The sequence below is a fragment of the Shewanella sediminis HAW-EB3 genome, assembly GCF_000018025.1.
In the GTDB taxonomy this organism is placed as follows: domain Bacteria; phylum Pseudomonadota; class Gammaproteobacteria; order Enterobacterales; family Shewanellaceae; genus Shewanella; species Shewanella sediminis.
This window is the reverse complement of sequence record NC_009831.1, coordinates 5447847-5460469: the sequence shown is the minus strand read 5'-3', so window position 1 is coordinate 5460469 and position 12623 is coordinate 5447847. Positions and strand designations below refer to the sequence as shown.

Below are 12623 nucleotides of genomic sequence, written 5' to 3'. Positions count from 1 at the left end.
TTACTCATCGAGTTTAATTATTGAGCGTCCAGTCATCTCTGACGGCACTTCTTCTCCCATCAAGGTTAACATGGTTGGGGCAAGATCGCTTAATCGTCCATCATTTTCTATGCTGCCGTTACGTCCGACATAGATTAACGGGACTAATTCACTGGTATGAGCCGTGTGTGCCTGACCCGTCTGTTCATCGGTCATCTGCTCGGCATTACCATGATCGGCTGTGATTAAGCATTCACCATCAACTTTTGCTAGTGCATCGACTACACGGCCGATACAAGTATCCACGGCTTCACAGGCTTTAACTGCCGCATCGAAGCTACCGGTATGGCCAACCATATCGCCATTAGGGTAGTTACAGATAATGACATCATATTTTGTTGACTCGATCGCCTCAACCAACTTGTCGGTTAACTCTGCAGAGCTCATCTCTGGCTGAAGGTCGTAGGTAGCCACTTTTGGTGATTGTATTAATATTCGATCTTCACCTTTAAATGGCTCTTCCTTCCCGCCGTTAAAGAAGAAGGTCACATGAGCGTACTTTTCAGTTTCAGAAATACGAAGCTGAGTCTTATCGCTGTCTTGAAGCGCTTCACCTAAGGTATTAACCAAATTTGTCGATGGGTAGGCGATGGCGGCTTTAATGTCGGCGGCGTACTCAGTCAGCATGACAAAATGAGCTTTTGGCGTAACGTTACGCTCGAAGCCGTCGAAGTCAGCATCAACAAAACTGCGAGTGATTTGACGGGCTCTGTCTGCGCGGAAGTTCATAAAGATCAGCGCATCGCCATCTGCTAGCTGAGCACTATCTCCTTGAGCGTCAAGGATGGCAGAGCTGCCGACGAACTCATCATTTTCGTCACGAGCATAGGCTGCCTCGAGTGCTTCTACGGCGTTAGAGTACTGATGTAATGACTTACCTTCGGTAATAAGCTCGTAGGCTTGAGACACACGATCCCAGCGGTTATCACGATCCATTGCATAGTAACGGCCTATGACCGAGGCGACGCGACCAGTGCCTAATGTAGTAAACAGATCATCAAAATGAGCTAAGCTGCCCTTCGCACTACGGGGAGGAGTGTCACGTCCATCGAGAAATGCATGCAGGTAAACCTGCTTGGCTCCACGTGCTACAGCGAGTCGACACATGGCTTCAATGTGGCTTTCGTGACTATGTACACCACCCGGGGAAAGTAGCCCCATAATGTGTACAGCACCTTGGTTAGCGATGGCCTTATCTATGGACTCGACTAAGGCCTGATTTTTATCAAATTCACCATCTTCAATCGCTTTACCAATACGGGTAAGTTCTTGATAGACAATGCGACCTGAGCCGATATTGATATGACCAACTTCTGAGTTGCCCATCTGACCATCGGGTAAACCGACATCTAAGCCAGAGCCGGAAATCAAGCTGTTTGGATATTGGGCGTTGAGTCGATCCAATACTGGAGTGTTAGCGTGGTATACCGCATTTTTTTGCGTGTTTTCACGGTAACCCCAGCCATCGAGGATCAGCAATGCCAAGGGGCGTTTGCGTGTAGTCATGGTGGTACCTTTAAGTTTAAAAGAATAAAGTTTAAAAATTTAATTGGCTAAATATTACTACGTAACCCGTAGTTGAAAAAGAAATTTACCTCGATTGCGTTAAGCGTTTTTTATGAGATCTTGATACTTGTCCGCATTCTAGGGTGTTTTGTGGACTAACAACTTGCTGCAATCTACTACTGCGATGGTATACTCTGTGCCCTAATTTTAGTTTCAGCCCCCAGAAGTAGGCATTTTACCATGCAAGAATATATTGAATTTTTGAAAGCTAACCCTATGTTGAGCTTAGCTTGGATTGGTCTATTTGTTGGCCTAATCGTCAGTGTTTTCAAATCTAGTTTCTCTAAAGTGTCTACAGTTGATCATCAACAAGCCACTTTGCTGATAAACAAGCAAGATGCGAAAGTGATCGATGTAAGGGAGAAAGCGGAGTTCAAAAAAGGTCATATTATTGATGCTTTAAATATTCCGTTATCAGAAATTAAAAATAATCAACTTTCGGCCCTTGAAAAGTCTAAAGCCAGTCCCATTATAATGGTATGCAACGCGGGAATGGTTTCATCTCAAGCAGCACAATTGATGGTTAAGGCAGGCTTCGAATCTGTTCATAACCTTAAAGGTGGAATGGGTGACTGGCAGTCAAATAATTTGCCGGTATCTAAGAGTAAGAAGTAACGAGTACCGCCGAATATTGCTTTTTGAAGATGTTTTTGATTAGAGTGTCTTCTCTTAACAAATTACTCAGGGCATTTAAGAGTCAGGTTATAAAACCGTTTTACATGCCTTTTTATATTGAAATAACTAAAACCTGGGATGGTGGCTGAGCGCATAAGCCTCAAGTAACAAAAGCCCTAAAGATTGGTTTCAATTTTGAAGCCCAATAACTTGGATAGGTAGGAAATTATGGCTGAAGTAGCAAACAACGAACAACAAGAACCACAGTTCAACATTCAACGTGTTTACACGAAAGATATCTCTTTCGAAACGCCAAACAGCCCTGCAGTGTTCCAGAAAGAGTGGAATCCAGAAGTTAAGCTAGATCTTGATACTCGTAGCGCTAAGCTTGCTGACAACGTATTTGAAGTTGTATTGTCTCTGACAGTAACAGCTAAAAACGGTGAAGAAACTGCTTTCCTATGTGAAGTTCAGCAAGCTGGTATCTTCGCTATCAATGGTCTTACAGAGCAGCAACTTGCTCACTCTCTAGGTGCATACTGCCCTAACATCCTTTTCCCATATGCTCGTGAAACTGTAGGCAGCTTAGTTGGACGTGGTACTTTCCCACAACTAAACCTAGCTCCAGTAAACTTTGATGCATTGTTCGCTCAATATGTTAACCAGCGTCAAGAAGGTGCAGAAGAAGCTGCTCAAACTGAAGAAGCAAGCGCTTAATAAGTCATTAAGTAGCAATTCAAAGGTATCTGTTCAGTAGTTCTTTCTGCTGCTCAGATAGCGGCCATTTCATTCGAATGCTAAGCTCGAATGAAATGGCAATATGTGATGAGTAGTTATATGAAAAACACTGCCGACATTACGGTACTGGGGGCGGGGTCTTATGGCACCGCCCTTGCTATTTCTCTAGCCAGTAACGGACATAGAACACTTCTTTGGGGGCATGAGCCCGAGCACATTGCGAACCTAAAGAAAGACAAGTGTAACAATGAGTTTTTGCCCGGTATTGCACTCCCCGACCTTCTCATTCCGGAAGCTGATTTAGCGACTGCGCTCGCGGCATCTAATAATGTGTTGGTCGTCGTTCCCAGCCATGTATTTGGTTCGGTTCTATCGCAAGCTAAGCCGCTACTGCGTGATGATGCTCGAATTATCTGGGCAACCAAGGGGCTTGAACCCGAAACCGGACGTCTTCTCCAGGAAGTCGCCCGGGATATTCTAGGTGAGCACTATCCACTCGCCGTATTATCCGGACCCACTTTTGCCAAAGAGCTTGCCGCTGGTTTGCCTACCGCAATTTCAATTGCCGGCACCGACGTGAACTTTATCAAAGACTTGGTCGAGTTGCTTCACAGTCCTAAACGTCTACGTGTTTATGAAAATGATGACTTTACCGGATTACAATTAGGTGGTGCGGTTAAGAATGTGATTGCTATCAGTGCGGGAATGTCAGACGGAATCGGATTCGGGGCTAATGCAAGAACGGCTCTGATCACCCGTGGATTGGTCGAACTGACACGTCTAGGCGAAGCTATTGGTGCTCAAGGTGCAACCTTTATGGGGATGGCCGGACTCGGCGATCTCGTTCTGACCTGTACCGATAACCAATCTCGTAACCGTCGTTTCGGATTAGCGTTGGGGAAAGGCCTCGATGTTGAAACCGCACAACAAGAGATTGGTCAGGTAGTTGAAGGTTATCGTAATACCAAAGAAGTTTACACATTAGCTAAACGCCTTGGTGTTGAGATGCCAATTACCGAACAGGTCTACAAAGTGCTTTATCAGGGGGGGACTCCTCATGAAGCGGCTAAAGCCTTGTTAGGGCGTGATCAGAAGTCTGAAACTCCAGACAGCTAAGGTCATCGCCATTCATGGCTAAGATGGAATCGTTGCAGCGATAAAAAGATTCCATGTACAGATAAGGGTGCTAAAATAGCGCCCTTTTTTATGGCTGTTTTTTGGCCGATTGTCGTTTAGGAGTGAGTGAGTGAAACATCATGATGTCATCATTATCGGTGCGGGGGCTGCGGGTCTTATGTGCGCAGCAACGGCGGGCTATCGTGGCCGTGATGTATTAGTTCTCGACAATGCTAAACAGGCTGGACGTAAGATACTGATCAGTGGTGGGGGGCGTTGTAACTTCACCAACCAAAAAGTTGAACCGAATAATTTTATCTGTAGTAACGCTCACTTCGTCAAATCTGCCCTGGCCAGATATCGAAGCAGTGACTTTATAGAGCTCGTCGAGCGCCATGGTATCGAATACCACGAACGGGATCATGGTCAGCTGTTCTGTAATGACTCGGCTAAAGAGATAGTGACCATGCTCCTGACTGAATGCGAGTGGGCGGGAGTTCAGATCAAATTACGCACCGTAATTAATGAGATTGGTCAAAATGAACAGGGGCAGTTCGAGCTGATCACAGACAAAGAGCACTACACATGTGACTCTCTCGTCATGGCTACCGGTGGACTCTCAATGCCGAAGCTCGGGGCAAGTCCATATGGCTATCATATTGCTCAGCAGTTTGGCTTAAAGCTGCTACCTACTCATGCAGGCTTGGTGCCTTTTACCTGGCATAGTGAACAAAAACAGAAGTTCGAACCCCTGTCCGGTATCGCCGTTCCCAGTACTATCACAGCTAAAGATGGCACTCAGTTTAGTGAGGCGCTGCTGTTCACCCACAGAGGCTTATCCGGCCCGGCTATTTTGCAGATCTCCAACTTCTGGAAGGCGGGGGAAACGATTAGTATCAACTTGCTGCCGGGTGTCGATGCCAGAGCCGCAATAGAGCTGGTGTTAGCCAACCATCCTAAACAGAGTCTGCGTAACACATTAAGCCATTGGTTACCTAAGCGTCTGGTTGAAGCCCTGTTTGATGAAACGCTGCTCAACAAGGCGATGAATCAGTTGATCCACAGTGAAGTCGACCAGCTTGCTGTCGAGCTTGAGTCTTGGGAAGTTCTCATGAACGGTACGGAAGGTTACCGGACCGCCGAAGTAACACTTGGCGGCGTGGATACCGACGAGCTGTCGTCGAAAACCATGGAAGCTAAATCCGTATCCGGCCTCTACTTTATCGGTGAGGTCATGGACGTTAGCGGTTGGCTGGGCGGTTTCAACTTCCAGTGGGCCTGGTCATCGGGCGTTGCAGCCGGACAAGCGGTTTAATTACTTTGCTAAAACCTTTACTCATCCTCTTGTCTATATTGTTGTTGAGTGCCTGTGGGAGTCTTCCTCCCGAACCAGATACTAAAGCGTCGAATCAGTTAGAACGTCAGCTAATGGCATTTCATCAAGAGTGGCGCGGTACACCATATCGACTGGGGGGAATGAACAAACGAGGCGTCGATTGCTCCGGTTTCGTCTATCTGGCCTATAAAGAGTTGTTGGGACAAGCGATACCCAGAACCACTTCTGAGCAATTACATTCGGGTGCAAAAGTGTCCAAGGACAGGCTCAATGCGGGCGATCTGGTGTTCTTTAAAACCGGTTGGACTACACGTCATGTGGGCATCTATTTGAGTGATTCTAAATTCCTGCATGCATCGACGAGTCAAGGGGTGATGATCTCGACACTGGAAAATAGCTACTGGAAACGAAAATATTGGTTATCCAGACGTTTATAACTCAGCTGGTTTTTATCTATTAAATACCGGATTAGCTCCCACTTTCAATACGCTTAAAGTTATAATAGGCATTAATTATGCTAGTTTAGACTCAACTAATATCCTCCGCTTCGATGCCGTATTGTGAATGAGCATCAGTAGAGGGATCTGCTTATTCGATAGGACTGAAGATGACTAAAGCAAAAATCGGTATTGTGACTGTAAGTGATAGAGCCAGCGCCGGAATCTATGAAGATCTTTCCGGTAAAGCGATTATCGACGTATTAAATGAATACCTCACCTCTGAGTGGGAGCCGGTTTATGAAGTCATTCCTGATGAGCAAGATGTTATCGCCGCGACCCTGATTAAGATGGCCGATGAGCAAAACTGTAGTCTTATCGTAACGACTGGCGGTACCGGCCCTGCGAAGCGCGACGTGACTCCGGAAGCGACGGAAGAGGTCTGTGACCGCATGATGCCAGGTTTTGGTGAGTTGATGCGCACCGAGTCTTTGAAGTTTGTACCGACAGCTATTCTGTCTCGTCAGACTGCCGGTCTTCGTGGTGATTCGTTGATCGTGAACCTTCCGGGAAAACCTAAGTCGATTCGTGAATGTCTGGACGCCGTGTTTCCTGCAATTCCATATTGCATCGACCTTATGGACGGACCTTTCCTGGAGTGTGACGAAGCGGTGATCAAACCTTTCCGTCCAAAGGCTAAGTAAGCTCTGAATTTGGATTTTAAAGGCGTCATAATAAAGCTCAAATACTGTTTGGGCTTTTTCTTTTTTTAGGCCATTTGCTCCATTCTTATATCTACTGCCTGTTTATAAACCTGCTTTTATCCCTTAAACATTTCCCACTTATACCTGTAGTTACATTTATTGGCCTTTTTTATAACTTTTCACAAACTTTTAGCCGTTTTCCCCTTGCGAGTATTAGTAACATTTATTTAACTGTTTTACTCTCCTTCGCCAGTAAGTTAACTAGACTGTTGATTAGTCATAATTGGTTTAATGGTGGAATTTGATGCATTTTTTATCTTCATGGAGTATTAAGCAGAAGCTCACTACTGTCATGGTTGTTTTTGGTTTAGCGGGATTGGTGATACTTACTAATGTCATTATTAATACCGGATTTGTTGAAGACAAATTTAATGAGTACGACAAAGCCGGGGTGACCAGTCAGAAATATATATTGTCGATCAGCCGTGATATGAACTACTGTTCGCGTTTATCGAGAAGTATCATGCTTGGCGATGATTTCGATAAAAACTTCGGCTTATTGGAAACCCGTATTGCAGATATTTATCGCCATTTCGAAGGACTCGAATCCTCATTAAGTTTAATCAGTGAACCAGATGTAAAAGCTAACCTGAAAAAACTCGCCTCAAATTCAAAGCAAGCGACGAAAGCATTTCTTGAAGATGGACGTCAGCGCATGTCAAAGCTCAGCTCGGTTGAGCGTACTCCTGATGTGCTGCAAGCAGCCTGGACCTCCTATCGTAAAGGCGCATCGCCATATGCCAATAAGGCTAGGGCAAGCTTTAAAGCGCTGGTTCAGGCAGAAGAGAGTGCAAGGAGTGATACCCAGCATGTAGCGCTGAGCTCCATGGCCGATATGAAGCAAGAGCTAATCGCCATTACCCTTGTTTCATTCTTCCTGGGTGGTGTGATTTTATTCCTCGTCGCTCGCATGATATTGAGCTCGGTTAAGACACTAAATCAATCTGTAAATAATATAGAAAAAAATTCAGATCTTACCCAACGTATCGAATGTAGTTCAAAAGATGAACTCGGAGAGCTTTCGCGCTCTTTTAACCTTATGCTCGATAAGTTTCAAGCCAGCATCAACAGCGTTTCAGACACTTCACAACAGCTTGCCGATTCCGCCCAGGGCATGGCGCAGGTGACATCAGAGACTGCGTCGTCTGTGCAGACACAGCAGCATGAGCTGGATATGGTGGCAACGGCGATGAATGAGATGACTGCTACGGTTGTGGAGGTCGCAAAAAATGCTAACGATGCCGCCGATGCCGCGGTTGAAACCGATAACCAGTCCAAAGAGGGGTTGCAGGTTGTAACCAATACCGTGGATATGATTGTTGGTCTTGCTGCAGAAATTGAGAGTGCGGCGGAGGTGATACTGGACTTAGAAAAGGACAGTAATCAGATTGGTTCCATACTCGATGTGATCAAAGGGATTGCCGAGCAGACTAATCTGCTGGCACTTAATGCGGCCATTGAAGCGGCGAGAGCGGGTGAACAGGGGAGAGGCTTTGCCGTTGTGGCTGACGAAGTCCGTACTTTAGCAAGCAGGACACAAGCATCGACCGAAGAGATTCAAAAGATGATAGAGAAGTTACAGGGTGGGGCTAAGGTGGCCGTGAGTGTCATGGCTGATAGTCGTAAGTATGTCGATGATAGTGTCAGCAATGCTAAATCTGCTGGTGAAGCGCTGCAGATGATCACTCAGTCGATAGGCAAGATCACCGATATGAATACTCAGATTGCCACGGCCGCCGAGGAGCAAAGTGCGGTATCTGAAGAGATCAATGCCAATATCGTTAATATTAACCATGCCGCAGAGGAGGCTGCACAAGGTGCTAATTCGACTTCCAGCGAGAGTGAGAGGTTGGCCGAAATGGCCAAGCAGTTAGAACTCCTTGTGCAGCAGTTTAAGATTTAACGACTTGTAGAGTATCACTCCCTTTTCTCTGCGATGGGATCTGATTCAAGTGAGTGATATCTCTCGCTGCAGCCATTTATGTCGATGAGGCAGAAGTTTAATACTCAGGCTTGCTGTTAAGCTACGAGAATAGAGCCAGAGCCTCTATGCTGAAACAAGCTCAGCATGACAAGCTCTTGTCTCGGGCTGGGGCGCAGTATTTTGAGCTCGTGATGTGCACGTTTTCAAATGACATCAGAGCTCGCCACTGTTTAAACTTTTATAATCCGAAGACAATCTTCTCGCTCTTGAGTGACCTCTCCATGCCAAATGTCAGTCCGAGTGCGATCACCAGCGTCGTTAGTGATGAGAGCAGTAACTGCAACATAGGAATTTCACGGCCCTTGATAAAGGCGATTAACGCTTGCTGCTGCCCGGATACGGGTAACCACTGCAAGGTATCCGGGGCTATGTTGTAGCTGGCAGCCATCGAGAGCATCATAGGTACTATGAGTACCAAGGTCAGGTAAGACTGTGCTTCCTTAAATGTCTTCGCCATAAATGAGACAAACAGCTGTAGGCTGGCGGCCATGATGGCTATCGGGAGTCCGATCAAGAGCATTAACAGTATGAAGTTCGTGCTGATTGAAACCGTGAAGCCCAGCTCCTGCCAAGGGACGAAAGAGTAGGAGAGCTTAGAGATTATCAGGGTTAACAGGAGTCCCAGCATAGCGAAGACGGTGACCGCCAAGACTTTCGTTAAGACAATATTCCGTGTGGAAACGGGATGGCTTAGCAGCAGTGCCAACGAGTTACGCTCACGTTCGCCGGCACTGGTATCGATGGCCAGGTTCATGCCCGAGATAAATACGGCATAGATCATGGTCATAGTCGCCACGCCCAAGATCACACCCCCCTTAGAGTCCGGCGTCGCCTGATCTTCGACATTGACCTTAATGGGTTGAACCACACGCGGATCGATTCCTCTGGCAATTAGCCTTAAGCTACCCATTTCGGCGCTGTAGGTCTGAAGGTTTTTCTCCAGACGTCTTATCGAGTTTTGCAGCTTCTCATTTGAATTATCGGCGACCAGAGTCACCTCGGCGCTTAACCCTTTCGCCATCTGCTCGGCATAATCATCGCTGAAGATTAAGCGGATATCTTTAATATCCAGACTCTTGTCCTGAGCGTCGCCATGGGTGATCCCCTGGCTGGAGAGATATTTCACCAGATCCGGTGCTCGCTCACCATTTTCAATCTTGATGTTGAGATCTTCCGGGCTCGACATCTGTCCGATGAGCAGCATAAACATGCCACACATCAACAGTGGAGTACCGATAGCATAATATAGGCCTGCCATAACGGAGCGTTTGTCTCTTGCCGCATCGATCAGCTCTTTTCTGAGCATAGTCATTATGTTACTCATCATGCTGCTATTCCTTTACTTGCACAGATTGGTTGATATGAAAATAGCGCGTATTGTGATGTGCTTTCTGAAAGAGCTATCATGCAGCGATGCCCTCATCTGTGCCTATCAATTGAATGAAGGCATCCTCGAGGGAGTCTTTTCCGGTTTGCTCACAAAGCTCATCCGGACTGCCTATGGCGACCACTTTACCTTGTGCCATAACAATCACCTGATCGCACAGGGCGGCGACCTCCTGCATCACATGGCTGGAGAAAAGCACGCAGTGTCCATGTGCTTTTAACTCTTTTAGCAGATCTCTGAGCACCCGGGTACTCATGACATCTAAACCTCGGGTCGGCTCATCGAGAATGATGTTGGTTGGCTGGTGGACTATGGCCTGTGCGAGTGCGGTTTTCATTCTCTGACCTTGAGAGAACCCTTTACAGCGTCGGTCGGCAATGTCATCCATATGGAGCTGACTGAGTACCTTAGCCGTGGCGGCTTTGGCATCGACGCGTGATAACCCATTGAGTTCGGCGAAATAACTGACATATTCTCTCGGGCTAAGACGTTCATAGAGTCCAAACGGGTCAGGGAACAGACCGAGTTGCTGTTTGGCTTCGATAGGAGATTTAGCGACATCGATACCATCGATCTCTGCACTACCCATATCGGCCTGCAGTAATCCAAAAACGGTTCTTAAGCAGGTGGTTTTCCCTGCGCCATTGGGCCCAAGCAGGCCGGTTATCTGGCCATCTTTAGCAATAAAGCTTAAGTCATCCAGGGCTTGCACCTCACCGATGCGCTTAGACAGGTTAGCAACCTTAATCATGACTATCTCCTTGCTCTACTCCGTGGGGAGCATCCGCTTGTTTCGTTTCTGTTGGCGTATCGGGTTTAGCCGGTATGGCTTCGACCGTACTGGCATTGAGATAAAAGTTACGACTCACATCCTTGTTCAGGCATTCACCATCTATCTCTTTTACACTTCCGGTATCGACCAGTAGGGCGATAAGATCGTTACCGCAAGATTGGTTAGCCACGCCATGAGTTGCGTATGGCGCGATAAAATGTTTCGCGTTGGTGAGTTTTTCCATGGCTAACTCTCCCCAGCTTGGTGGCGTCGCCGGATCTATCTGCCCCGAGAGGGCTAGGGTAGGTATATTACTGCTAATCGGTGCAGAGAAACTGCTGTCAACTGCAGGCATATTCCAGATGGCACAAGACTTCTCGAAGTTAGTGATCATCTCTTGACCGAAATAGGTTTGATTAGCTGCATCTCTCTCCTCTTGCGTGAGTCTCTGCCAATCTTCGCCACACACGACGGAGGCGTGCATGCCCATGGCTATGCCTGTGCTATCGATAGTGAGGGCATAGAGCCCCATAATGGGTTGGAAGTTCTCCTTGGCCGCCTCGCTGATGGCATGGGGGAGCAGCGCACGCACGTTTGGCATATAGAGTGCCATTCGAATTGCGCCCATAAACTTAGAGCGCGTCATTGTGAGTTGAGTGGACTCTCCGGTTAACGGATCATTCACTTGACTGATTGCCGGTTGTAAAGCCAGCTCTGCATCTACCTTATGCAGGTCCTCTTTGAGATGGGGAAATTGTGCGCCACAGAGTTTATTCTCATCACAATCCTGAATGAGTAGCTCGAAGCCCCTGTTGATGGCATTGCCGATAGCTAGCACGCTTTGCTGCATGGGAACCACGCCATCTATGGTGACGGTGGATAATACCTGTGGATAGTGACGCATGTAGAGTTGCGCCATGCGGGTACCGTAAGAGATCCCATATAGGTGTAGTTTCTGGTAACCAAGGTGCTGGCGGACGGCTTCGAAGTCTTCTAAAGCACTAAGGCTACCATACTGGGTCACATCGGCATCGAGTGTATCGAGGCAGGCCTGAGTTTCTTTGGCTACATCGAAGTCGGCTTCATTGATGGACAGGGCCCCCTCAAAACCTTCTCCCTCACAGTTAAGCACATTCGAGCGACCCGTACCGCGCTGATCGATGAGTAATATATCTCTCTTCTGTCGTACCTTGCTAAACATACGACTGAAACCCGCCGCATTATCTATGGCAGATTGACCCGGTCCACCTGCGATGGCAAGAAAGGCTTCTGAGTTTGCACCGTTCTTGATGGCTGGAAGCACAACATAATGAATGTCGATCTGTTTTCCATCTGGCTTAGTGCGATCTTCCGGGACGGTAATAAAGCCGCACTCGAGACGTTCGGATAGGTCGTCGACATAGCAGTGGCTGGCTTCACTCTCACCTATTTTTGAGTCTTGTTTGGCGAAGGTACTCTGGCTCATAAGCAAAAAGCCAATCATTATCATGCTCATGAGGAGCTTTAGGGGGGAAGTGGTTGTGATGGTGTCGGCCATGCTGATTTCCGACTCGTGCGGCTTTCCATGAAACATGAGACCTAAATCCTTTATTAAATTCATCATGAAAATGATAAATATATTGTGTATCAATACGTTAATACATTGTCGAAGGCTAATGTTAGAGGCCGTAAATGTCAACCCCGATCAGTTATTCGTGCAGACTGGCTGCTACAGGACCCGATGCGGAGACTAGCGTAGATATAAATAACTTTATGAGTGTAGGTAAAGTGCTTCTTTAGTGAAAGCGGCCTTAATTATGTAGATAAACGTGGTGGGGGTACCGAAAAAAGTGAAATTCAGCTTAAGTTAGTTGTAGTCCAGATGTTCGC

The 12623-nt window shown here is 46.9% G+C and carries 11 protein-coding genes; 7 read left to right on the top strand and 4 right to left on the bottom strand.

What is annotated here, in order from left to right:
- Positions 1–1545 (bottom strand): 2,3-bisphosphoglycerate-independent phosphoglycerate mutase, encoded by a 1545-nt coding sequence (gpmM, locus tag SSED_RS23330; RefSeq protein WP_012144799.1) that lies wholly within the window; start codon positions 1543–1545, stop codon positions 1–3.
- Positions 1546–1785: 240 nt separating this feature from the next.
- Here gpmM and SSED_RS23325 point away from each other — a divergent pair, with 240 nt between their 5' ends.
- The 7 genes from SSED_RS23325 to SSED_RS23295 all read left to right on the top strand — a co-directional run bounded on the left by SSED_RS23325 (position 1786) and on the right by SSED_RS23295 (position 8514).
- Positions 1786–2220 carry a rhodanese-like domain-containing protein gene (locus SSED_RS23325; RefSeq protein ID WP_012144798.1) on the top strand — a complete coding sequence of 145 codons (435 nt, stop codon included), beginning with the start codon at positions 1786–1788 and terminating at the stop codon, positions 2218–2220.
- Positions 2221–2448: 228 nt separating this feature from the next.
- On the top strand, positions 2449–2937 hold the full coding sequence (gene secB, locus SSED_RS23320; protein ID WP_012144797.1) for a protein-export chaperone SecB: 489 nt from the start codon (positions 2449–2451) through the stop codon (positions 2935–2937).
- A 120-nt stretch (positions 2938–3057) separates the two neighbouring features.
- A complete protein-coding gene (gene gpsA, locus SSED_RS23315) occupies positions 3058–4074 on the top strand; it encodes an NAD(P)H-dependent glycerol-3-phosphate dehydrogenase (RefSeq protein WP_012144796.1) in 1017 nt (338 codons plus the stop codon).
- 130 nt (positions 4075–4204) lie between these two features.
- Entirely contained in the window at positions 4205–5389 is a 1185-nt protein-coding gene (locus tag SSED_RS23310) for a BaiN/RdsA family NAD(P)/FAD-dependent oxidoreductase (protein WP_012144795.1), read from the top strand.
- 5 nt (positions 5390–5394) lie between these two features.
- Positions 5395–5847 carry an NlpC/P60 family protein gene (locus SSED_RS23305; protein WP_012144794.1) on the top strand — a complete coding sequence of 151 codons (453 nt, stop codon included), beginning with the start codon at positions 5395–5397 and terminating at the stop codon, positions 5845–5847.
- Between the two features lie 170 nt (positions 5848–6017).
- Positions 6018–6551, top strand: a complete 534-nt coding sequence (gene mog / locus SSED_RS23300) for a molybdopterin adenylyltransferase (RefSeq protein ID WP_012144793.1) — start codon at positions 6018–6020, stop codon at positions 6549–6551.
- Positions 6552–6855: 304 nt separating this feature from the next.
- A complete protein-coding gene (locus tag SSED_RS23295) occupies positions 6856–8514 on the top strand; it encodes a methyl-accepting chemotaxis protein (protein ID WP_012144792.1) in 1659 nt (552 codons plus the stop codon).
- Positions 8515–8773: 259 nt separating this feature from the next.
- Here the strand turns inward: SSED_RS23295 and SSED_RS23290 are convergent, their stop codons facing one another.
- The 3 genes from SSED_RS23290 to SSED_RS23280 form a co-directional block, all read right to left on the bottom strand.
- Positions 8774–9919 (bottom strand): ABC transporter permease, encoded by a 1146-nt coding sequence (locus SSED_RS23290; protein ID WP_041422415.1) that lies wholly within the window; start codon positions 9917–9919, stop codon positions 8774–8776.
- Between the two features lie 79 nt (positions 9920–9998).
- Positions 9999–10733, bottom strand: a complete 735-nt coding sequence (locus SSED_RS23285; protein WP_012144790.1) for an ABC transporter ATP-binding protein — start codon at positions 10731–10733, stop codon at positions 9999–10001.
- On the bottom strand, positions 10726–12327 hold the full coding sequence (locus SSED_RS23280; protein ID WP_012144789.1) for an alpha/beta hydrolase: 1602 nt from the start codon (positions 12325–12327) through the stop codon (positions 10726–10728). Before SSED_RS23280 ends, SSED_RS23285 begins: the two co-directional genes overlap by 8 nt.
- Between the last annotated feature and the right edge of the window lie 296 nt (positions 12328–12623).

Coding starts and splice junctions, on each gene's coding strand:
- SSED_RS23325 (WP_012144798.1), top strand. CDS start 1,786: ATGCAAGAATATATTGAATTTTTGAAAGCTAACCCTATGTTGAGCTTA.
- mog (WP_012144793.1), top strand. CDS start 6,018: ATGACTAAAGCAAAAATCGGTATTGTGACTGTAAGTGATAGAGCCAGC.
- gpmM (WP_012144799.1), bottom strand. CDS start 1,545: ATGACTACACGCAAACGCCCCTTGGCATTGCTGATCCTCGATGGCTGG.
- SSED_RS23280 (WP_012144789.1), bottom strand. CDS start 12,327: ATGTTTCATGGAAAGCCGCACGAGTCGGAAATCAGCATGGCCGACACC.
- secB (WP_012144797.1), top strand. CDS start 2,449: ATGGCTGAAGTAGCAAACAACGAACAACAAGAACCACAGTTCAACATT.
- gpsA (WP_012144796.1), top strand. CDS start 3,058: ATGAAAAACACTGCCGACATTACGGTACTGGGGGCGGGGTCTTATGGC.
- SSED_RS23295 (WP_012144792.1), top strand. CDS start 6,856: ATGCATTTTTTATCTTCATGGAGTATTAAGCAGAAGCTCACTACTGTC.
- SSED_RS23290 (WP_041422415.1), bottom strand. CDS start 9,919: ATGAGTAACATAATGACTATGCTCAGAAAAGAGCTGATCGATGCGGCA.
- SSED_RS23285 (WP_012144790.1), bottom strand. CDS start 10,733: ATGATTAAGGTTGCTAACCTGTCTAAGCGCATCGGTGAGGTGCAAGCC.